We start from the raw sequence: 20,498 nt of genomic DNA, 5'->3' as shown, positions 1-20,498 counted from the left end.
ACTGCCCGCTAGGCGTCGCGGCCTTCAAGGTAGTCCGCAATCATGCCGTCGTAGCGGTTGGTCTGGCGGAAGGTGGCGGCGGCCATGTCCTTGCGCAGGGCAAGGGGGGCCTGCATGCCGTTTTCCGACAGGGCGGCGGTGATGCGCTCGTAGTGCTGGGGACCGGGGGCCACAAGCACGGAGTGGAAGTTTTTGGCGCTGGCGCGCAGCATGCACGGCCCGCCGATGTCAATCTGTTCAATGGCGGCCTTCAGGTCCAGGCCCTGTTTGGCGGCTTCGGCAAAGTTGTAGAGATTGACGCAGATGAGGTCGAAGGGGGCGAGGTTCAGCTCGCCAAGGGTCTTCATGTGGTCGGGGTTGTCCTTGTCGGCGAGGATGCCGGCATGGATGTGGGGGTGCAGGGTCTTGACGCGGCCGTTCATGATTTCCGGAAAGCCGGTCACGTCGCTGACGGAGTGGACGGTGAGGCCTGCGTCCAGAAGCATCCGGCGCGTTCCGCCCGTGGAGAAAAGTTCAACGCCGTTGTCGGCAAGAAAACGTGCAAATTCAACCAGTCCCGTCTTGTCGGTCACGCTCAAAATAGCGCGACGGATTGGCACAAGCTCCATGTCGAATCCTCGCTGAAAGGGTTATCTGTTGGGGAGGCTGTGCCAGAAATCGGGGCGCGAGGCAAGGCAAGACGGCTCCGCCTCCCGCTGGCTGGGGTGCCTGGCACCCCAGCCCCAGCAGCTCTGGTCGGGGCTGGGGAACCAAGCGGGGAGGGGAGATTATAGTGTCATCGGAAAATGCCGGAAGGCGGGAGTTCGGGAGGGAACCAGAACGTCACGCGCGGCGGCTTTTCCGTTATGACCCAAGCTGGTCGAGAAGTTCGCGGGCGGCCTCGTGGGTGGGGTCGCCTTCCAGAATCTTCTCAAGGTGCGTCTTGGCCTCGTCATTGCGGCCAAGGCACGACAGGCAACCCGCCATGGAGTAGCGCACGTCGTGCTTGTCGGCATCAATGGCAAGGTAGTTCTCCATGTGGGGCAGGGTTTCTTCAATGCGCTCCAGCGCATGGCCCAGCTGCACCAGCATGAAGATGGCGATGAGGTTCTCGGGGTTCTTTTCGAGGGCTTCGACAAAGTGGCCGAAGGCTTCGTCATTGCGTCCGAGCTCCATTTCCACAAGACCCATGCCGGCGAGGGACTTGTCGTCCGCAGCCACATCGGCGGCCTTGCGGTAGAGGGTCAGCGCCTTTTCAAGCTCGCCCTGCTGCACGGCGATGGTGGCCAGACCCAGGTAGGGGTCGGGGTGCACGCCGTTGCAGGAGACGGCTTTGTCGTAATACTCGCGCGCCTTTTCGAGGTCGCCCATGAAGAGATAGCACTCTCCAAGTTCCTTGTTGATCTCGTAATCCAGATGGTTACTCATTGTTTTCCCCTCCACGTGGGACTCTGTAGGGTCAAAATTTTCCGGCACTAAACCATATGCAGATTTCGGGCCAGGTTGCCTGTCTTACGGTCCGGAACTTCGTGCCCGGTGCCTATTTGTGTGCAACGCACATGCCAAAAAGCTGCGCTATCAGCCATGATTCTTTGACGCTTTTTTGGTGGAGTGGTGGGCGGCGATATGACGAATCTTTTGCTTTTTTCAAGTATATCAGATGCTTAATTGCATTGGCACACCCGTTGCTTTGGTCACAGTGCCTCAAGGTGTGCGGGGGAGGCCCTGCGCCGGGGTGCCGCATGCAGAATGCGGCGAAAATGCAGGAGGAACATGCAATGAAAAGCCTTTTCGGATCGCATCTGAATCTGACCGGAAAAGTCCTGGACATGCGGCTTATGCGTCAAAATGTCGTCATGAGCAATCTGGCGAACCTGACCACTCCGAACTACAAGGCCCGCCGCCTTGAATTCGAAGAGGACTTGCAGGCAGCTCTTGACCTCGACGCAAAGGGCAAGGTCACCAAGACCAAAAAGGACCATATCCCGCACGTTTTTGATGCCAATTCCTTTGGCCCCGATTTGGTGAAGAACCTGAAGCATCGCGTCATCCATGGCGAGGACAATGTGGACCTCGACAAGGAAATGGCGGTCATGGCCAAGAACACCCTGATGTACAACGCCCTGACCACCGTGATGAAGAAGAACTTCGCGGGCCTGAACAAAGTCATCTCTGAAGGAGGGCGATAAGTCATGGCGGATTTCATGACAGCACTGGACATCGCCGCATCCGGCCTGTCCACGGAACGCACCAGCATGAACGTCATCTCCATGAATCTGGCAAACGTCAAAACCACGCGCACGCCCGAGGGCGGCCCCTACCGCAGGCGCAGCGTGGTTCGCGCTTCCACCGATGTGGATTCGCCGTTTTCCAAGGTCATGCAGGATGCCATGACGCGTGAATTGCAGGGCAGCCGTGTCCTCGGCATTGCCGAAGACTCCCGGCCCCTCAAGCGCGTCTTTGAACCTGGTCATCCCGATGCCGACGAGCAGGGCTACGTGTCCTACCCGGACATCAACGTCGTTGAGGAAATGACCCACATGCTCACCGCCACCAGAGCCTACGAGGCTGGCGTCACCTCCATCCAGTCGGTGAAGGGCATGTTTAACAAGGCCCTGGAAATCGGCCGCTAGCGCTAAGGGAGCAGAACAATGGTTGATATTCGCAGCGTTGGCCTGAGCGCCTACCGCAGTGCCATGCAAACAGGCAGCATTAACGGCCTGAACGCCACCCCGAGTGTGGCGAAGACGGAAAAGAGTTCCTCCAGCTTTGCCACGGCCGTGGATACCGCCGTACGCAAGCAGCGGCTGGACGAGCCTATCACCGCCGCCCGTGCACAGGAGCTGGCCAAGCAGTTCATGGAAGTGGAAAAGCCGTTCTCCGAAACGGTGACGGAATCCCTGACCAAGGTGAACGAGCTGCAGGCCGACAAAAAGGCCATGATTGAGGACTTTGCCTCCGGCCGCACCCAGAATGTGCACGAACTGATGATCACCCTCCAGAAGGCCGGTGTCGCCATGCGGATGACCTCCGCCGTGCGCAACAAGGTCATGGAGGCCTACAAGCAACTGTCGCAGATGCACTTCTAGCGTCTGTTAGCCACACGTAATACTACGGAGCCGTTTCATGCCCTCCTTCGCCAATGACACACTTGAACGAGCCAAGTCTTTCTGGGGAAAGACGACCCTCTCACAGCGCGTGCTGGTCGCCGGTTTGGCCGGGATGGTGATCATCACCTTCTTTCTGCTCATTGTTTGGCTGAACCAGCCGGACTACCGGGTGCTCTACTCCAAGCTCTACGCCGAGGACGCATCCAATATCGTCCAGATGCTGCAAAAGCAGAACGTTGAGTACAAGCTGACCGACGATGGCACCACCATCATGGTGCCCGCAGACCAGGTCTATGACCTGCGCCTCAAGGTCGCTGGCGAGGGCAAGGTGCACGGGCAGGGCATCGGCTTCGAAATTTTCGACGAGGTCAAGGTCGGCCAGACCGACTTCGTCCAGCGCATCAACTATCAGCGCGCCCTGCAGGGTGAACTGGCGCGAACCATCAGCGAGTTTCCGCAGGTGGAGCGCGCCCGCGTTCACCTTGTGCTGCCGCACAAGACCCTCTTCATCGAGGAGCAGAGCGATCCGTCGGCGTCCGTCGTCCTGAAGCTGAAGCAGGGCGAGAAGATGAAGCCCGAGGAAGTCACGGGCATCGTCAACCTGGTGTCCATGTCCGTTGAGGGCCTGTCCACGGACCGTATTACCGTGGCGGACACCAAGGGCGAAATTATCTACTCCCCCAAAGAATCCGAGGCGCTGTCCACCACGCAGCTGGAACAGAAGATGAGCGTGGAGCGCGCCCTGGAGCTGCGCATCGAGCAGATGCTGTCTCCGCTGTACGGTCCCGGCCGCGTTATCGCCAAGGTCAACGCGGATCTGGACTTCAGCCGGACCACCACCCGCAAGGAAGAGTACGACCCCGACAGCGCCGTGGTGCGAAGCGAGCAGCGCAGCGAGGAAACCCAGCAGGGCGCGGCCAACCTGAATGCCGGTGCCGATGAGCCGAACTTCCGCGGCGAAGGACCGGGCGACGCCATCTCCAATCAGGAGGCCACCCGCGAGACCAGAACCACCAACTACGAGATCAACAAGGTCGAGCAGGAAATCATTTCCCCCATCGGCGAGCTTGACCGCCTGAGTGTGGCGGTTATCGTGGACGGTGTGTATCAGGATGTCATGAACGCCGACGGCGAGCCTACGGGCGAGTTCAACTTCGTGCCCAGAACGCAGGAAGAACTGGACCGCATTCAGCAGCTTGTCTCCAACGCCGTTGGTCTGGACACCATCCGCGGTGATACCATTGAGGTTTCCAGCATCTCCTTCGGCGGCCCGGAGCAGGAAATCCGCCCCGACCTCGCCCAGTTGGTTCTGGAATATGTGCAGCGTCTGGGCAAGCCGTTCCTCAACGGTCTGCTGATCTTCCTCTTCCTTATCCTTGTGGTTCGCCCCGTGGTCATGGCCCTTATCCGGCCCAAGACCGAGGTGGAAGGCGTGGAAGGCATTGCCGGACTGCCCGAAGGCGAGGGCCGCATCGCCCTCGTGGAAGGCGACGACGAAGAGAGCGACCTCGAAGCCGTGCGGAAGCTGGACGACATCAGAGCGCATGCCTTACAGCTGTCTGAACAGAACATGGATGGCGCAATGGCCATCATTAAGACATGGCTCAAAGAGGAGGCCACCGCATAATGAGTCTCACAGGAGCGCAGAAAACCGCCATCCTTATGCTTGCCATGGGCGAGAAGTTTACCGCCGAGGTGTTCAAGCGCCTTGAACGCGCAGACATCGCCCAGATATCCAAAGCAATGGTGGAGATGGAAACCATCCCCAAGGAGCAGGTGGAAGAAGTCCTGCGTGAATATCATCATCAGCTCATTCTCAATGCCGAGATGCTCATGGGCGGCGCAGATACCGTGAAGAAGCTCTTGACCCGCAACCTCGATTCCGAGACGGCCAAGTACATTCTTGACGCACTGGATCTGGACTCCGGCCCCGCGCCCTTCCGCGAGTTGGAAAACGTCAGCCCGCGCATTCTGTCGCAGATTCTGCGCAACGAGCACCCGCAGACGCTGGCGCTCATACTCGGCCACCTGCACCCCGATCAGGCCGCAGACCTGTTGCAGGCTCTGCCCGCCGGTGTGCGTCCGGAAATCCTCATGCGTCTGGCGCGGCTGGAAGCCGTGGCCGAGGAGATGCTTATGGAAGTGGACAAGGTGCTGCAAAGCCAGCTCATCGCCATGGGCGGCAAGGAAGGCAAAAAGGTTGGCGGCGTTCAGGCCGTTGCCGAAATTCTCAACGCCGTGGACCGCGCCACCGAGGAAGAGGTTCTCTCCGAAATCGAAGAGGAATCCTCCCAGATGGCCGAGGACATCAGGAACCTCATGTTCGTGTTCGAGGATATCAAGGGGCTGGACGACCGCTCCATCCGCGAACTGCTCAAGGAGGTCGCCAACGAGGACCTGACCAAGGCCCTCAAGGGTGCCACCGAGGAACTGCAGGAAAAGTTCTTCGGCAACCTCTCCGAACGTGCGGCAACAATGATCCGCGAAGACCTCGAAATTATGGGCCCGGTACGCCTCTCCGAGGTGGAAGGGGCCCAGCAGAACATCGTCAAGATTGTGCGGCGTCTCGAAACCGAAGGACGCATCATGATCGGCCGCGGAGGCGGAGATGTCTTTGTCTAAGGAACACGACAACGATACCAAAGACGCAGGCCGCTCCGGCGGCCGCGTCATTGTAGGAGTCGGCGGGAAGGGATTCTCCGAGGATGAACTTAGCCGCCTGCGCGGTGGTGAGGAGTCTCACGGCTGGTCCCTGACGACCGAAGAGGAATACATGCGCCGCGTGCAGGAAAAAGCCACGGCCAAGGCGCAGGATATTCTCGCTCAGGCCATGCGCGAGGCGCAGCAGATTCGCGAAAAGGCCGCGCAGGAAGCCATGGATGAAGCCGCAGCCAATTGTCAGGCCCAGCTTGATGCCGCCGTGCAGCAGACGTCCGAGACCCTCGCCCGCGCCATGGAGACCGTCGACCGCGACAGCCGCAAGATTTGGCAGCATCATCGTGAGGACATTGTCTCCCTCGTGCGCATCGCCGTGGAGCGTCTGCTGGCCGTCGAGCTTGACCAGCGCCGCGAAGAGGTTATGGCCTCGCTGCTTGATCAAGCCCTCGACGCCATCGACACCCACGACGGCCTCGTCTTTCGCATTCGCCCCGAGGATGAGGAAATCATGCAGGCGCTGCTGGACCGCGCGCGCTCCGCGCATCCCACGCTGGAGCGCTGGGGCATCAAGCTCGACGAGTCCCTTGAACCCGGCGGTATGGTCCTCGAAAGCGAGGAAGGCATGGTGGACAACTCCATCGGCAGCCGCTGGGCCTCCGTAGAACCCATTTTCGCCCAGCTTGGCATCGACAACGGGGAATCCGAGTGAGTTTGAATCCGCAAGGCTGCATCAATCTGCTCAGGGATACCAATCCCTGTCAGGTGTTCGGCAAGGTCAGCAAGGTCGTCGGGCTTATCGCCGAAGGGCGCGGCATCAAGGCGCCCCTCGGGGCCGTGTGCGAGCTGCTTCCCGAAGGCCGCTCCGACAAGGCCATCTATGCCGAGGTGGTGGGCTTTCGCGATGGCGCGTGTTTGTTCATGCCCTACGGCGAAATGCGAGGCATTCGCCCCGGCTCCCTCATCAAGAACACCTCAACGCCGCCGCTGTTTCCCGTCGGTAAGAATTTCCTTGGCCGCGCCATCGACGCCTTTGGTGCGCCCCTCGACAACGGCGCGCCCATTGCCGCCTCCGGCTACTATCCCCTGTACGCCGAGCCGCTGAACCCCCTCGACAGGCCGCGCATTTGCGAGCCACTCGATGTTGGCGTGCGCGCCATCAACGGGCTGCTCACCCTCGGCAAAGGCCAGCGCGTTGGCATCATGGCCGGCTCCGGCGTCGGCAAGTCCACACTCATGGGCATGATGGCGCGCTACACCAAGGCCGATGTCAACGTCATCGCCCTCGTTGGCGAACGTGGCCGCGAGGTGCTTGAATTTATCGAAAAGGATCTTGGTCCCGAAGGCATGGCGCGGTCCGTGCTCGTCGTCGCCACGTCCGACAACAGCCCCCTTGTGCGCATGCGCGCCGCCTACGCGGCGTCCACCATCGCCGAGTATTTCCGCGACGACGGCAAGGACGTCCTTCTCATGATGGACTCCGTCACCCGTTTCGCCATGGCCGCCCGCGAAGTCGGCCTCGCCGCCGGAGAGCCGCCCACCACGCGCGGCTACACGCCCTCCGTTTTTGCCCAGCTACCGCGGCTTCTGGAGCGCGCCGGGCGCTCGTCCAAGGGCACCATCACTGGCATCTACACCGTTCTCGTCGACGGCGACGACTTCAACGAACCCGTGGCCGACGGCGTGCGCTCCATTCTTGACGGCCACATTGTGCTCACCCGCGACCTCGCCGACCAAGGCCACTATCCGGCCATCGACGTGCTCAAGAGCATCTCCCGACTGCGCGCCGACGTCACGCCAGACGCCGTGCAGCAGGCCGGGCAGGAATTCGTGCGCCATCTCGCCACCTACAACCGCGTTGAGGATATGGTGAACATCGGCGCCTACGCCAAAGGCTCCAACCCCGAAATCGACGCCGCCCTTGAGCTCATCGGCCCACAGCGGGAATATTTGCAACAGCAGGTCGGCGCAGGCGCGACCCTCGACGACAGCTTCAGCGCCTTGACGTCCCTCGTCGGGACCTAGGCGCCCCGCTGTGGCGACAAACGTAGTGCAGAATGCGCCCCGTGGTGGTTTCACCGCGGGGCTTTTTTTTGCCTCCGGCGGTCTAAGGGCCGTGGGCCCTTAGATATCCCATTTGCGCACAGGCCGGGCGGCTTTGGAAGGAACTGTCGTCACCCCTGACGGCTCTCGTCCGGGTGGATGGGGGAGAGTTTTTTTGGGGGGGTGTTGGCGGTGTGTGAAGACCGGTGAGAATCCCTGTCTGGCTTTGGGCAGGGCTTTTTTTTTCCTCCGGAGGTCTAAGGGCCGTGGGCCCTTAGATATCCCATTTGCGCACAGGCCGGGCGGCTTTGGAAGGAACTGTCGTCACCCCTGACGGCTCTCGTCCGGGTGGATGGGGGAGAGTTTTTTGGAGGGGGTGTTGGCGGTGTGTGAAGGGCGGTGAGAATCCCTGTCTGGCGTTTGAAGGGAAGGCAGAAGAACACGCCCACCCCTATTTTCGGGGCGGCTTCCGCCCCGAAAATCCTAAGGATTGTTAAGGAAATTATTTCCTTAACCCGCCGGAGGCCCTCTTTTCTCCCTTCTTGTTTCCTCCTGAAAGGATCGCCAAAAAAAGAGCACAGCGTGTGCTGTGCTCTTTTATCGTGCAATGTTGTGTTGTGGTGCGTTTAGGTATCGAGTTGTTGGATACCGTCGAGTCGCCACATGTCGCTTTCGTTGTGTTCATTTCTGGCGAAGTGCCAGACTTCTCGGACCTGTTCGGAGCCGGAGGCGGCGTCTTCGCGCATGAAGGCGTCGAAGAACACGGTGGCGACGATTTTGCCGTCCATGGGTTTCACTTCGAGCAGTCGGGCGTTGAGCATGAGGATTTCCGTTTTGGACGGATTGGGGTCCTGCTCGGCTTGCTGGCGGATTTCGTCCATGACGGCAGGGGTGGCGAACTGGGCGATGTCGTTCAGGTCGCGCGCATCCCAGGACTGCTGCAGGCGGTTGAAGGCGACTTTCGCGCCTTCGAGGAATTCGTCGGTATTGAAGCCGTCGGGGACGGAGACGGATTCCTCTTGCGGCTGCGCCTGAGCGCCGAGGGCGCCCCAGCCGGCCTGAGCGCGGCGTGCGGCGTCGGATTGTGCGTAGTCACCTCGTGCGGAAAAATCGGGGCCGGCTCCACCGTTTGACAGGCCTGCTCCTTGTCCTGCGTATTGCGTTGCGGCGCGGCGCCTGCTGCGGAAGAGCTTCAGGAGCAGGAAGGCGAGGCCACCGAGCAGGAGCAGGTCCATGAACCCGCCGCCGGCGAAGGGGTGGCCGAAGAAGAGGGAGCCGAGCAGGGAGCCAGCCAGCAGTCCACCGAGCATGCCGCCCATGCCGCCGAAGCGGGAGCGGTTGTTGTTCACTGCCGCGCCGGAGCGGGAGGAACGCTGTGTGGGGGAGATGGGCTTGGAGTAGCCTTTGTTGAAGCTTTTGCTCCCGCCGAAGGATCGTCCCCCGCCGAAGCGTCGTGCGTCGGAAAAGTCTGCACTGATGGCGACTATAGCGACGACAACAAGGGGAACAAGAAGAAATTTCAGCACGTTGTTCATAAAGTCATCCGTTTTTAGAATTGCACGTCTCTTCGGATATATGGCGCATTGCGGGGGTGTCAAGGCATACCGGACAGACTTGCATCGCGGCGCAGTGCGTGGCAGTGTTCGCCCTTCCTGCGGCAACGATGCCGCGTTACTTCCCATTTCACCATTTGAACAAGGAGCGACACGCTATGGCAACGTGTACCGCAAGCCACATTCTCGTTGAGACCAAGGAAGCCTGTGAAGATCTGCTGCAGCAGATTCAGGACGGCGCTGATTTCGCAGAGCTCGCCAGCAAGCACTCCAAGTGCCCTTCCGGCCAGCGCGGCGGCGACCTGGGTTCCTTCCCTCCCGGCATGATGGTGCCGGAGTTTGATACCGTCTGCTTTAACGAGGAAGTGGGCTCCGTCCATGGTCCTATCCAGACCCAGTTTGGCTATCACCTCATCCACATCCGCGAGCGCGGCTAACGCGCTGTGCGTCGCTGCGAGGCAGCGGCATGTGATGAGTACAGATGAGCCGGGGCGGCATTGCCGCCCCGGCTCATTATTTTTTGTGGCGTAGGACGCGCGGGCGCTAAACGGAGAGCAGACGCTCCAGCGTTTCGCGCACGGCATCGGGGCCGACGTAGTCGTCGGGCAGAAAGTCGAAAAAGCGCATGCGCGTTAGGCCAAGAACGAGGGAACACAGCATGGCGCTGGTGGTGACGACGTCGATATCGGCGCGGATGGAGCCTTCGGCGATGCCTTGCTTAAGGGCGCGGCGGATGCTGCCGAGGATAAAGTCGTGAATGGCGCGCAGTTCGTCCTGCACTTTGGAGCCATTGTCCCCGGCGCGGGTTGGCGCGTCGCGGAAGATGAGGGCAAAGTTGCGGCGGTTTTCGCGGACGTAGTTGGAGTAGACCTCCACCACACAGCTAATGCGGGCGAGGCCGCTTTGACAGTGGCTTTGGGTCATGGCGTCTTTGAGCGCCAGCTCCAGTTCCTCGCGTACGCCTGTGATGAGGCTGAGGAAGATTTCGTCCTTGCAGGTGAAATGGCGGTAGATGCTGCCTTCGGATATTCCGGCTTCGCGGGCCAGCAGACTGGTGGGGGTATTGTTGAAGCCGCGTTCGGAAAACAGGCGCGCCGCGGCGTCGAGTATTTTGTGTCGTGTTGTTTCGCTCACTCGGTTCGGTCCTTCCTTGTGCGGATTGGGTGCTCACACAGGTCCTAGCCTGTGACGGCAACTGCGTCAACCGGGGGAAAGCGCTTTGGGCGCTTTGTCGATGGAAAAGCGTGCATGATCGGCACGTTGTCTATGCTAAAAAAGGGCCGAGTGTCTACTCGGCCCCTGTGGTGACGAGGGGCGGTGCGCACTACTGCTTCACGGAAGCAATCATTTCTTGCAGGTCGCTGGCCAGTTGCGCCAGTTGCGTGACGGATGTGGAGGAGTGCCCCATGGCCTCTGCGGTTTCTCCGGCAATGCGGTTAATGTCGCCTGCGGAGTGGCTGATTTCTTCGCTGGCGGCAGACTGCTCCTCGGCCGCGCTGGCGATGGACTGCACCTGCGCGGTGGTTTCTTCCACCATGCCGCGAATGGATTCAAGGGCGGCCACGGCGTTGGCGGTGTGGGCGGAGATGCCTTCCATCACTTGCTGGGAGCGGTGCATGCCGTCCACGGTGGTTGCGGTGCTGTTTTGAATGGACTTGACGGCGTGGCCGACCTCCTTGGTGGCGGACATGGTCTTTTCCGCCAGCTTGCGGACCTCGTCCGCCACAACGGCGAAGCCGCGCCCGGCTTCACCGGCGCGGGCGGCCTCGATGGCGGCGTTGAGGGCAAGGAGGTTGGTCTGGTCCGCAATGTCCTCAATCACCTGCACGATGGTGGATATGCCCGCGGCCTGCTCGCTGAGGGCCTGCATGGAGGTGTCGAGGGAGGCAAAGTCCGAGGTGACTTCCTCGAACCCTTCGATAACGGCGGTGATGACCTCGGTGCCTTCGCCGGCGGTGGTGCGGGTGCGTTCGGCCACTTCGGCGGCGCTGGTGGCGTTTCGCGCCACTTCCAGCACGGAGGCGTTCATTTGCTCAATGGCGGCTGCGGCTTCGCTGGCCATGTGGCGCTGTTCCTGCGCGCCGCGGGAGGACTGCTCCACCTGCGCGGAGAGCTCTTCGGAAGCGGAGGCCACTTGAGTGGACACGGACGAGGCGCGGGCGGCGACGTCCGCAATGACGGCGCTTTGCTCCTCAATGGCGTGCTGCTGCAGACGAACTTCTGTGAGGTCGAACCACATGGTCATGGCGCCGGTGCTGGCGCCGTTCATGTCGTGAATGGGGGTAGACACCACGGAATAGACGCGCTTGTCCCCCTGCTGGGTGACGAAATCCATCTCGCTGGCAATCTGTGTGTTTTCCTTCAGGGCTTTGCCGAGGACGGTGGGGCGCGTGGCGTCGCCAAAGGCGAACTCGCCTGTTGTCATGCCGTGGTAGTCCTCGGGCGCTCCTGTGCGGCCAACGGCGTCCACCATGGCGGCATTGAGGAAGGTGATGCGCTCGGTGGTGTCGGCCACGGCGCAGGGCATGGCAATGCCGTCCAGAATGCCCTGTGCGTAGGAGAGTTTACTTTTCAGTTCCTCGGTCATGGCGGTGATGTGGCTGGCGAGGCGCGCCGTTTCGTGGGTGAAGGACCCGGTGAGCGTGGCGCTGAGGTCGCCGGCGGCAATGCGCTCGGAAAAGGTGTTGATGGTGGCCAGCGGGCGGACAACAAGGCGGCGGAACAATACGCCCATGACGATGATGACGAAGAGGATGGCCGCCGCACCGATGCACAGCAGAACGTTGCGGATGGCGGTGACCTTTACAAGCAGTTCGGCCTTGGGGGCGTTGAGCAGAACGCTCCATCCTATGCCTTCTGCGCGGCGGAAGACGCCGAGCTTGGTGACGCCGGCAAAGGTATATTCCGTGGTGCCGTTGCCCACGTTTTGAATCTGCTGTTCAAGGGCGCTGCCGCGCGGGGCGTTGAACATGAGGGCCGGGTCGGGGTGGGCGATGGTGCGCATGTTTTGGTCAAAGACGATGGGGTAGCCGTTTGCGCCGATGGTCAGGGACAGAATGTCGTTGGCGGCGAACCTGTCCCAGTTGGCGCAGACAAGGATGCCGCCCACCAACTCCCCGCCGCGGGTGACGGGCGCGGCAATGTTCATGACCGTGGCTCCGGTAAAGGGCGAGGGCGTAAGGTTCTTGTCCACAAAGGCTTCGTCGCCGTTGGCGATGCCGCTGAAATAGGGCTCGTCTTTGACGTTTTTGCCGCGGAGCTTTTGGCCGTTGGCGTCAAAGCCGGAGACGACTTTGCCGTCGCGGTTAAAGAGCAACACGGTGTCCAGCCTGTCGTTGGATTTGACGATGTCGCGCAGCTGGCTGTTAACGATATAGGCGGTGTCGCGCACGGCGGCGTTCATCATGCCGCGCTGTCCGGCAAGGCTGCTGGCGATGGACACGCCCTCCCCCGAAAAGTCGTCAATCTCCTGCACGAGGGAGTCGGCCAGCTTGTTCATGAACGCGGTATTGTTCGCCAGCTCCAGCTGATAGATGGCGTGGTTGGCGTACAGGACAATGGCCGCGACGGACAGCCCCACCACCACGACGACTGCCAGAATAAATTCCGTTGCTATGCTCTTGATCTTCACGACTCTGCTCCGTTGCTCCGCCGCGCTGCTTCTTTGCGCGGCAACCATCAAAACCGGGTGCGCCGTGCCCCCCACGGCGTGGCGCGTTGTGTGGCCCGGATGCTTGACGGGTTGTGCTCGTCTCGTATGGCAAGCGGGTTATGTGTTGTGCTGTCCTCCAGAACATGCGCCCAGTGCGTCGTTGGTGCGGTGGCGCCGTCACCAGCATGCTGCGGATGAAAATCGCATCGCCCGTCTCCTCATCCATTTGCGTAAAACGATGTTCCTTGTGCAGGGGATATCGGCAGGTTACGCGTTTTTTGTTAGGTGAGCGTTTACTTTGTGGTTTTGGATAAACGTCCGGTGCGAATGCGTCAATAGTGCTTTGCTCCAAAACGCGCTGGCTCCGGTGCTAGATTGCGATTTCTCCATATTGTTGCGTACGAAACGGAATGTGGTACATCGCTGAATATCCCCGTGGGGCGCGGAAAATAACGGGCGGCGCATTTTGCGCCCAGCTTGCGGAGCTGTGGAGAAGGCTCACACGGGAAAATGGCGAGAAAACAGGGCGTTTGAGGCGGTGGCACTGGCTTTGCTATGGTCCGGGTATGAAAATATACACACGATTTGCCATTTGCAGTGCGGGGACCACGCGCACAGCGCGTGTGGAGCCGGTGGTTGGCCGCGCCGACTACTTTTATATTTGCGACACAACCACAGGCGAGGAAACCGCCGTGCCCAATCCCCATCGTGATGAGCAGGAGGGCTGCGGCGTCAATGTGGCGCGGACGCTTGCGGAGCTGGGCGTGGAGGCTGTTTTGGCGGGCAATTGCGGCGCCAAGGCGGCGCGCGCTCTGCGCGAGGCGGGCGTGAAGGTCTCCTACCCCTTTACGGGGACGGTGGATGACGCCATAGCCGCCTTTACGGCCTTAATGCGCGAGGGCGTGTAGCGCAAGACCTGACCGCAAAGTGGAAACCAGCTCAAACGCGGAGCGCGTGTGTGGCCATATTGCGCCGCTGCGCGCGTTTTGTGCGTGGGTGCGATGACTGCACGGTGGCGGGGCCGCGTCAGCTGGGCAGATATGACCAGAAGAGGCGCGCACGGGCGCGCGGGGCGGGAATGCCGTCGCAAGGGGCGCATGGCGCGCCCCTTTGCGTCAGACAAAGTCTTGGGCGCTACGTGTCGGAAGACGTGGCGTGCGGGTGCAGCTCAACCTGCAGAGAGTTGAGCGTCATGCGGATGTCGCACAGGAAGAAGACCATGGAAAAGACCAGGCAGATGATGGCGGCAAAGAACATGGCTTCAATGATGTTCTGCAGCTGAAGCTCCACCACAAAGGTGGCGAACAGGCACAAGATGATCACGCTAACAAAGAACACGCTGGACAGCGCAAGGCTGATGGCGGTCTGCAGCACGCGGCAGCGCTTGAACAGCAGGTCAATCTGCTTGTGGAGCAGGACGGCTTCGGACTCGGATGCTGTCTTCAGCCTGTCCTGCAGGACGTGGATGCGGTCGATGGGGCGGCCAATCCGGTTGGTCATGGAAAGGACAATCAGTCCTACGCCCGATATCAGCACGCAAGGGCTGATGCAGGCTTGGAGGACACGTGTCAGTGCCTCGATGGTCATGTGTATCTCCTTAGGGTGGTAGTAGAGCGCTCGACCTCGCATGAGCGCAGCTTGGCGGCTTACGCCTCCGCCGCTAGGGGGTCAACGACGGCTTTGGGCGGCTACGCGCAAAAGCGCGCAACCAGCCTCTGCCAGCGCCAGCCAGACGCATAACAATCTGAGTGTATCGCATGCGTATGCGCTTTTTCTGCCGCAGAGGCGAAAATGCCATGCAAAAACGTATAAAACCCATACGCTCGCCTTTGCAAGTGGCGCGAAATTGGGCCGCGCATGGTGTTGTGTGTCGTCTGTGCGACTGTATTGTCGTGCTGGCGCATTGCCGCTTTGGATGGGCTGGTGGCCTGTGCGGCGCGCCTTGGGGCCTGTTTCAGCAGGCGCACCGCTCTACAGGGGCATGAAAAACGGCGCGCGGTGCGCCCTCGCCCGCGCCCTCATGCATAAAAAAAGGGAGAGCGCCCTCAGGCACTCTCCCATCCATTGCAGTAGCGAAAGGGTCGCTATTTTTTCATGGCCTTTTTCAGGCAGAGGGCGGCGCCGCCCCACGTGATGCCAAGGCCGATGACCATCATGATGATTGCTCCGGTCGTCATATCTTTTTACCTCTTGAGGGAGTTGTCGGTGTAGCCAATGTAGCCTGCGGGGCTGGTCTTGGCCTGCATGGCGATGCCGATGACCACGGTGGCCGCAAAAACGAGCCAGCCGAAGGACACGATGCTGATGAGCGAGTAGCCGCCGTACAGGGCCTTCAGGTCACCAACGAGGTTGGTGACGAAGAGGAAGCCCAGCATGGGCACGGTGACGAAGCGCAAGCACACGCTCCAAACCGTACCAACATAGAATTCGGAGTTGCGGTTCACGTGGTCGCGAACCACATCAAGGTTGCACAGCCACGTGATGAGGAAGATCTCCACAACTGCGCCGCCCATGATGCCGAAGTTGTTGATGAAGTGGTCGACGATGTCGAGGATGAGCAGGCCCGCGCCGGAGCAGAACACCAGCGAGACCACAAAGCCCGTGCCGCAGATGATGTTCACGGTCTTGCGGCGGGTCCATTCCATCTTGTCCATAAAGGCCGAGATGCAGGCCTCAACAATGGAGATGTGCGAGCTGATGCCGGCCATGGTCAGCGCCAGGAAGAACAGCGTGCCAAACACGGCGGGCATGGGCATCAGGTTGATGGCGGTGGGGATGGTGATAAAGGCCAGTCCCACGCCGCCGGACACCACTTCGTTGACGCCAACGCCTTGCTTGGCGGCCATGTAGCCGAGGACGGCAAAGATCATCACGCCGGCGGCCATGGAGAAGCCACAGTTGATGAACACCGTCATGCAGGCGTTATTATTGATGTCGGACTTCTTGGGCAGATAGCTGGAGTAGGCGATCATGATGGCGAAGCCAATGGACAGGGTGAAGAAAATCTGTCCGTAGGCGGCCACCCAGACCTTATAGTTGCTCAGTGCGCTGAAGTCGGGCTTAAAGAGCCAGTTGAGGCCTTCATTGGCGCCGGGCAGGGTCACCACCCGGAAAATCATGACCATCAGCAGGATGAACAGCGTAGGCATCAGCACCTTGACGGCGCGTTCAATGCCGGCCTTCACGCCGGAGATGCAGGCCGCCCACGTTACGCCCCATGCGACAATGGTGGCAACGAGGATGATCGGCCGCAGGCTGCCCAGTTCAAAGGGCGAGCCCGTCAGCGCGAGGAATTCGCCAAAGAAAAAGTCCTTGGGCGCGGTTCCCCATGCCTGCGTGACGGCAAAGCCGGTGTAGGCGATGGACCAGCCAATGATCGCCACGTAGTACACGGCGATAACAGCGGCAACCAGCACCTGCATCCACCCCAGCCACTCCCACTTGGGATTGATGGCGGCAAAAGTCTTGGGAGCGCTGCCGCGGAATTTGTGGCCAAGGCCGAATTCAAGGATCATGAAGGGGATGCCAGCGGTCAGCATGGCAAAGATGTACGGAATCAGAAATGCGCCACCGCCGTTTTCATACGCCATGTACGGAAAACGCCAGATGTTGCCGAGGCCGATGGCGGAGCCGACGGCCGCGAGGATGAAACCGATCCTCGAACCCCACTGTTCTCTTTCAGTCATTATTCACCTTCCCTATGCGATTAGGTTCTGCTGAACCGGGAGAGCCCATTGCATACCCCTGAGGTGTGCAACCCCTTTTGGGTTCGTCTCGGTTCGTTATGCACCGTCGGGGCACGGTGCCGGTTTTGTTGGGGAAGCTCCCTCCCAAGCGGAGCTTTTCACAACGAAACCACAGGCCTGAAACCCCGATTGTGGATAAGCATTGCTGAATACCCCTGTTGATGCACAAAGTCTAGAGACAAATTCACATTACAGGGTCACTTTTGCTAGAAAACGCCCATAACAGGCGACTTTTGCGCCCGTTTTGGGCTGGTTCTGGCGCAAAATGCGTCGTTTTGGTCTTGTGATCGGGGAAGGCGCTGGCGGCGTGTGAACCGGCGTGTTCAAAGTGCTTTTTTTATAGTAGAAAAGCAGCAGGAATGTATGCCCAGACTCTGTACTCTCTGCACGGGAGGGCTTGTGGTCACGTCCTGCGCGAATGTGCTTTCGAAAGGGAAAAATGGCTGTTCCCAGTACCTGTTGCCGGTTTCCGGGCGCGATGTTGTGCCCGCTGTTGCCACGGCGTTGTCCATATATGACGCGTGGGGCGTGTGTCCGACGTTTTGGATGGATGATGGCGCGGCGGCGGATGTGCTGGCCCGGATTTTCCCCGGCGGCGTTCGGCATGTGTCGCCGCCCCTTCCGCCCCCGCGGGAGATGGCCGCGGACGCCCCGCGCGGGGCCGTGCGGCTGGTGCTGACGCCGGGACTGCGCGCGTGCGGCGCGCCGCCAATTGCGCCGGGCAGTGGCGGCATGGAACTTTTCGCTGACGGGGGCGGCCCTGCGGCGTGGCTGTGCCGTGGCGGCGGGGAAGCGTGGGAGCGTTCGCCGCGAGGGGACATCTGCCAGCCCGAGGCCGTTACAGACGACGCCTGTTTTGTGGACCACCGCGACGCCGCCGTGGTCATGAACGCTTTGGTCGCGCCGCGCCGCACCCTTGGCGTACCTCTCTCCGTGGAGGCCCTGCGTGGCGCTCACCGGGACTGGGCAGACCTTATCCGCCGCGCGCTCCTCGCCATCCACCGCAAGGCCCCGGATTTTTTGGGGGTTGGCGTCCCACCTGAATGGCTGACCCACGAGCATGCCCTTCTTGTCGACGACAGGCACCCCATGCCCCTGTTGCGCGTTCCCCAACTGCCTGTGCGCCTTGACGGTACATGGGTGGCCTATATCCCCAAGGCCCACTGTCCGCCGTCCGTGGTGCACGCTGCGCCAACGAGCGCGCCGCCGTATTCGCTGGATGCCCAGCCAAGACCGCCGGTGGCGCAGGAGGCCCGCGCCCTTGCCGACGGGGGGGAGGTGGCCCGCGCGATTCGTCTGTTGGACGCCGCCCTTGCGGCCAACCGTCACGACCGCGCCGCCGTGCTTGCCTTGGCGGAGCTTTTGCGCGGGCTTGGAAGCGATGCGGACTTGTTGCAGGTGCTGGCCTTTCATCTTGATGAAATGCCGGACGATGAGGAAGCCCGGAGCATGAGCAACGACGCCCTGCGGCGGCAGTTTGACGGCCAGTTGGCCTCCTGTGCGAGGTCCGACGCGGGGTACCATGCGCGGGAGTACGCGTTGACGGCCATTGTCTCCACCTACGCGTCAGCGGCGTTTATTGCCGAGAGCTTAGCGGACCTTGAGGCCCAAAGCATGGCGCAAGATATGGAAATCATCGTCATTGACGCGGCCTCGCCCGAAGGGGAGGCCGCAGTGGTGGCGGACTTCCAGAAGCGCTATGGCAATATCAGGTATATCCGCACGCCGGAGCGCATTGGCATCTATGCGGCGTGGAACCTTGGGGTGCACCTTGCGGCGGGGCAGTACATTATGCCCATGAGCACCAATGACCGGCTGGCCCCCACAGCGTGCGAGGTGCTGTGCGCCGCCCTTGAAGCCGCCCCCACCGCGCAACTTGCCTTTGGCGACACCAAACTGACCGAGGAGCCGCACGGCACCTTTGACAGTCATACGCCCACCCTGCGTGATGGCGGGGCGTGGGTGTGGCCGGAGTATGTCTTTGAGCACAATTTGGTGTCGTGCACCGTGGGCCCGCATCCGGTGTGGCGGCGCGCCGCGCATGAAGTGTTTGGGTTTTTTGACACGCGCTACACGGCCCTTGGCGATCAGGATTTCTTTTTGCGTGTGGGGCGTGTGTCCGCGCATGTGCATGTGCCGGAGTATACCGGCCTCGCATGGCTGAGCGAGGACGCGCTGTCCGACGCCGCCAAAACCCAGAGCGAGCTGCTGCATATCCGCCACCGTCACCGCGCCATCCATGTGCGCGACGTGCTGGAGATGCAGGTCTTCACGGCCTTTATGCAGGAGGTGGCGGACCTTGCCCAGCGCGACGTGCGCGGAGCGCTCCAGCGCCTGACGGCGGACGGAGGGCGGCTGGCGGACCAGAGCATGGTGCGCGACTTGGTGCGCAGCTTCCGGACGGTGCTTTAGGAGGGCGCTATGAACGCGGCAGAGGCGCGCAGCATGACCGAGGACAGACCTTACGGGGTGTTGCAGGCGGAGCTTTCCAGCCGGTGCACCCTGCGCTGCGTCACCTGCCTGCGCGGCAATTTTCCGGAGCAGTGGATTGATGCGGATATGCCGCCGGAAATTTGCAACGCCATGCTGGATGCGGCAGAGCGCTTTTCCGCCGTGCACGTGCAGGGCTGGGGCGAGTCTCTGATGCGCGGCGATGTTCCGGACCGTGTTGCCCAGCTCAAGGCGCGCGGTGTCCTTGTGAGCCTGTCCACCAATGGCGTCCTGCTGTCCCGCGATGGCGCGCGGGAGCTGGTGGCGGCCGGGGTGGATTCCATGGCCGTCAGCCTTGCCGGGGCCGACGCCGCAACGCAGGACCCCTTGCGCGGCGGGGGCACCTTTGCCGCGGCGACTCAGGCCATCCGGGATATCGCTGCCGCGCGGGGACGGGGGACATCCCCACCGCTCCTCGTCAATCTGCTCATCACGCCGCGCACCCTTGCCGATTTGCCGCGCGCAGTGCGGCTGTGCGCGGAGCTTGGCGCGGACCGTGTGGTGTGCACGAATATGGTTCATGTGTGCTGCTCCGCTCAGCAGCGCCTTGTGGCCTATGACCGGGGACGGCAGTGGTGGCCGGTGGCGCTGGCGCGCTGGGCGGCCATTGTGTCCCACGTGGAGCTTGCCGCGCCGCACCTACGGACCGAGGAACTGCCCGTCTGCCCCAAGAATCCTTTGGAAAACGCCTATCTTGCCGCTGACGGGACGGTGTCGCCTTGTGTGTACCTGTGCCCGCCCATGCGCGGCGCGTATCCGCGGCTGACGCCTGCGGGCTGGGGCGAGGCCGAGCGGGTGGGCTTTGGCTCCCTTGCGACGTCATCCTTTTCCGAGATATGGGATGCGCCGGACTATGTGGCCTTTCGCGAGGCCTTTTCACGGCGGACGGCCCTGTACGACGCCTTGACCGCCCACATCGGCACGGACTTTGACAGTGCCGCCCGCCTTGCGGAGGTTGCTCACGCCTTGCGCACGGCCTTTGCCACCACCCATCAGCCCCCGCCCCCGTGCCGGGGGTGCCCCCACCTTTGTGGCGTTTAGCCGCCGTTCTTGCCTTCTCCTGCTCTTGAAAGCTCCGCCATGTGATGAAACTGAATCTATAGGCAAGTCTATATAGACGCAAAATGATGCAGTAGAGCCGCGCACAGGTGCGAGGCTGTGCAGAGGTGTGCGGAAACGGCGTGCACAGCACGGTGTGTTTCTGTTGCGCAGTGCGTGCGCTGTATATGTAAAAGACGTTGACACAAAAAGCGCACTATATATAGTCGGT

The 20,498-nt window shown here is 61.3% G+C and carries 19 protein-coding genes; 11 read left to right on the top strand and 8 right to left on the bottom strand.

Annotation, left to right across the window (positions count from 1 at the left end; genetic code table 11):
- Window positions 1-8: 8 nt before the first annotated feature.
- The gene (locus ACI3L3_RS15745) at window positions 9-608 is read right to left on the bottom strand and encodes an IMP cyclohydrolase (protein ID WP_404846106.1); all 600 of its coding nucleotides are present in this window, start codon (window positions 606-608) and stop codon (window positions 9-11) included.
- Between the two features lie 235 nt (window positions 609-843).
- Window positions 844-1,407, bottom strand: coding sequence for a tetratricopeptide repeat protein (locus ACI3L3_RS15740; protein WP_404846105.1), 564 nt, complete (start codon window positions 1,405-1,407; stop codon window positions 844-846).
- Between the two features lie 350 nt (window positions 1,408-1,757).
- Between ACI3L3_RS15740 and flgB the strand changes: the two genes are divergently transcribed.
- From flgB to ACI3L3_RS15705, 7 genes are read left to right on the top strand one after another with little or no spacing between them, the layout of a single operon-like run.
- The gene (gene flgB, locus ACI3L3_RS15735) at window positions 1,758-2,168 is read left to right on the top strand and encodes a flagellar basal body rod protein FlgB (RefSeq protein WP_404846104.1); all 411 of its coding nucleotides are present in this window, start codon (window positions 1,758-1,760) and stop codon (window positions 2,166-2,168) included.
- 3 nt (window positions 2,169-2,171) lie between these two features.
- A complete protein-coding gene (gene flgC, locus ACI3L3_RS15730) occupies window positions 2,172-2,612 on the top strand; it encodes a flagellar basal body rod protein FlgC (protein ID WP_404846103.1) in 441 nt (146 codons plus the stop codon).
- 18 nt (window positions 2,613-2,630) lie between these two features.
- A complete protein-coding gene (fliE, locus tag ACI3L3_RS15725) occupies window positions 2,631-3,068 on the top strand; it encodes a flagellar hook-basal body complex protein FliE (RefSeq protein WP_404846102.1) in 438 nt (145 codons plus the stop codon).
- 37 nt (window positions 3,069-3,105) lie between these two features.
- Entirely contained in the window at window positions 3,106-4,716 is a 1,611-nt protein-coding gene (gene fliF / locus ACI3L3_RS15720) for a flagellar basal-body MS-ring/collar protein FliF (protein WP_404846101.1), read from the top strand.
- Window positions 4,716-5,711 carry a flagellar motor switch protein FliG gene (fliG, locus tag ACI3L3_RS15715; RefSeq protein ID WP_404846100.1) on the top strand — a complete coding sequence of 332 codons (996 nt, stop codon included), beginning with the start codon at window positions 4,716-4,718 and terminating at the stop codon, window positions 5,709-5,711. The genes fliF and fliG overlap by 1 nt, the downstream gene beginning before the upstream one ends.
- A complete protein-coding gene (locus tag ACI3L3_RS15710) occupies window positions 5,698-6,456 on the top strand; it encodes a FliH/SctL family protein (RefSeq protein ID WP_404846099.1) in 759 nt (252 codons plus the stop codon). The genes fliG and ACI3L3_RS15710 overlap by 14 nt, the downstream gene beginning before the upstream one ends.
- Before the next feature lie 2 nt (window positions 6,457-6,458).
- Window positions 6,459-7,769: a FliI/YscN family ATPase gene (locus ACI3L3_RS15705; RefSeq protein ID WP_404846209.1), complete on the top strand. Its 1,311-nt coding sequence runs from the start codon at window positions 6,459-6,461 to the stop codon at window positions 7,767-7,769.
- A gap of 644 nt (window positions 7,770-8,413) precedes the next feature.
- Here ACI3L3_RS15705 and ACI3L3_RS15700 read toward each other — a convergent pair.
- Window positions 8,414-9,322 carry a Tim44 domain-containing protein gene (locus ACI3L3_RS15700; protein ID WP_404846098.1) on the bottom strand — a complete coding sequence of 303 codons (909 nt, stop codon included), beginning with the start codon at window positions 9,320-9,322 and terminating at the stop codon, window positions 8,414-8,416.
- Window positions 9,323-9,498: 176 nt separating this feature from the next.
- Here ACI3L3_RS15700 and ACI3L3_RS15695 point away from each other — a divergent pair, with 176 nt between their 5' ends.
- Entirely contained in the window at window positions 9,499-9,777 is a 279-nt protein-coding gene (locus ACI3L3_RS15695; RefSeq protein WP_404846097.1) for a peptidylprolyl isomerase, read from the top strand.
- A 106-nt stretch (window positions 9,778-9,883) separates the two neighbouring features.
- Here the strand turns inward: ACI3L3_RS15695 and ACI3L3_RS15690 are convergent, their stop codons facing one another.
- Both ACI3L3_RS15690 and ACI3L3_RS15685 read right to left on the bottom strand, forming a co-directional pair.
- Window positions 9,884-10,474, bottom strand: a complete 591-nt coding sequence (locus ACI3L3_RS15690; protein WP_404846096.1) for a TetR/AcrR family transcriptional regulator — start codon at window positions 10,472-10,474, stop codon at window positions 9,884-9,886.
- A 190-nt stretch (window positions 10,475-10,664) separates the two neighbouring features.
- On the bottom strand, window positions 10,665-12,971 hold the full coding sequence (locus tag ACI3L3_RS15685) for a methyl-accepting chemotaxis protein (RefSeq protein ID WP_404846095.1): 2,307 nt from the start codon (window positions 12,969-12,971) through the stop codon (window positions 10,665-10,667).
- Between the two features lie 587 nt (window positions 12,972-13,558).
- Here ACI3L3_RS15685 and ACI3L3_RS15680 point away from each other — a divergent pair.
- Window positions 13,559-13,900, top strand: a complete 342-nt coding sequence (locus ACI3L3_RS15680) for a NifB/NifX family molybdenum-iron cluster-binding protein (RefSeq protein ID WP_404846094.1) — start codon at window positions 13,559-13,561, stop codon at window positions 13,898-13,900.
- Between the two features lie 226 nt (window positions 13,901-14,126).
- Here the strand turns inward: ACI3L3_RS15680 and ACI3L3_RS15675 are convergent, their stop codons facing one another.
- From ACI3L3_RS15675 to ACI3L3_RS15665, 3 genes are all read right to left on the bottom strand, one after another.
- The gene (locus ACI3L3_RS15675) at window positions 14,127-14,579 is read right to left on the bottom strand and encodes a DUF2721 domain-containing protein (protein ID WP_404846093.1); all 453 of its coding nucleotides are present in this window, start codon (window positions 14,577-14,579) and stop codon (window positions 14,127-14,129) included.
- A 497-nt stretch (window positions 14,580-15,076) separates the two neighbouring features.
- On the bottom strand, window positions 15,077-15,169 hold the full coding sequence (locus ACI3L3_RS15670) for a MetS family NSS transporter small subunit (RefSeq protein WP_404846092.1): 93 nt from the start codon (window positions 15,167-15,169) through the stop codon (window positions 15,077-15,079).
- A 6-nt stretch (window positions 15,170-15,175) separates the two neighbouring features.
- Window positions 15,176-16,678, bottom strand: coding sequence for a sodium-dependent transporter (locus tag ACI3L3_RS15665; protein ID WP_404846091.1), 1,503 nt, complete (start codon window positions 16,676-16,678; stop codon window positions 15,176-15,178).
- Window positions 16,679-17,101: 423 nt separating this feature from the next.
- Here ACI3L3_RS15665 and ACI3L3_RS15660 point away from each other — a divergent pair, with 423 nt between their 5' ends.
- Together ACI3L3_RS15660 and ACI3L3_RS15655 are read left to right on the top strand one after the other, a co-directional pair.
- Complete coding sequence (locus tag ACI3L3_RS15660) at window positions 17,102-19,150, top strand: glycosyltransferase (RefSeq protein WP_404846090.1); 2,049 nt, start codon at window positions 17,102-17,104, stop codon at window positions 19,148-19,150.
- A 9-nt stretch (window positions 19,151-19,159) separates the two neighbouring features.
- Window positions 19,160-20,269: a radical SAM/SPASM domain-containing protein gene (locus tag ACI3L3_RS15655; protein ID WP_404846089.1), complete on the top strand. Its 1,110-nt coding sequence runs from the start codon at window positions 19,160-19,162 to the stop codon at window positions 20,267-20,269.
- The last annotated feature ends 229 nt before the right edge of the window (window positions 20,270-20,498 follow it).

The sequence above is a fragment of the Desulfobaculum sp. SPO524 genome (assembly GCF_044987625.1).
GTDB lineage: Bacteria > Desulfobacterota > Desulfovibrionia > Desulfovibrionales > Desulfovibrionaceae > Desulfobaculum.
The sequence above is the reverse complement of the archived record's forward strand: the minus strand, read 5'-3'. Positions and strand labels throughout refer to the sequence as shown.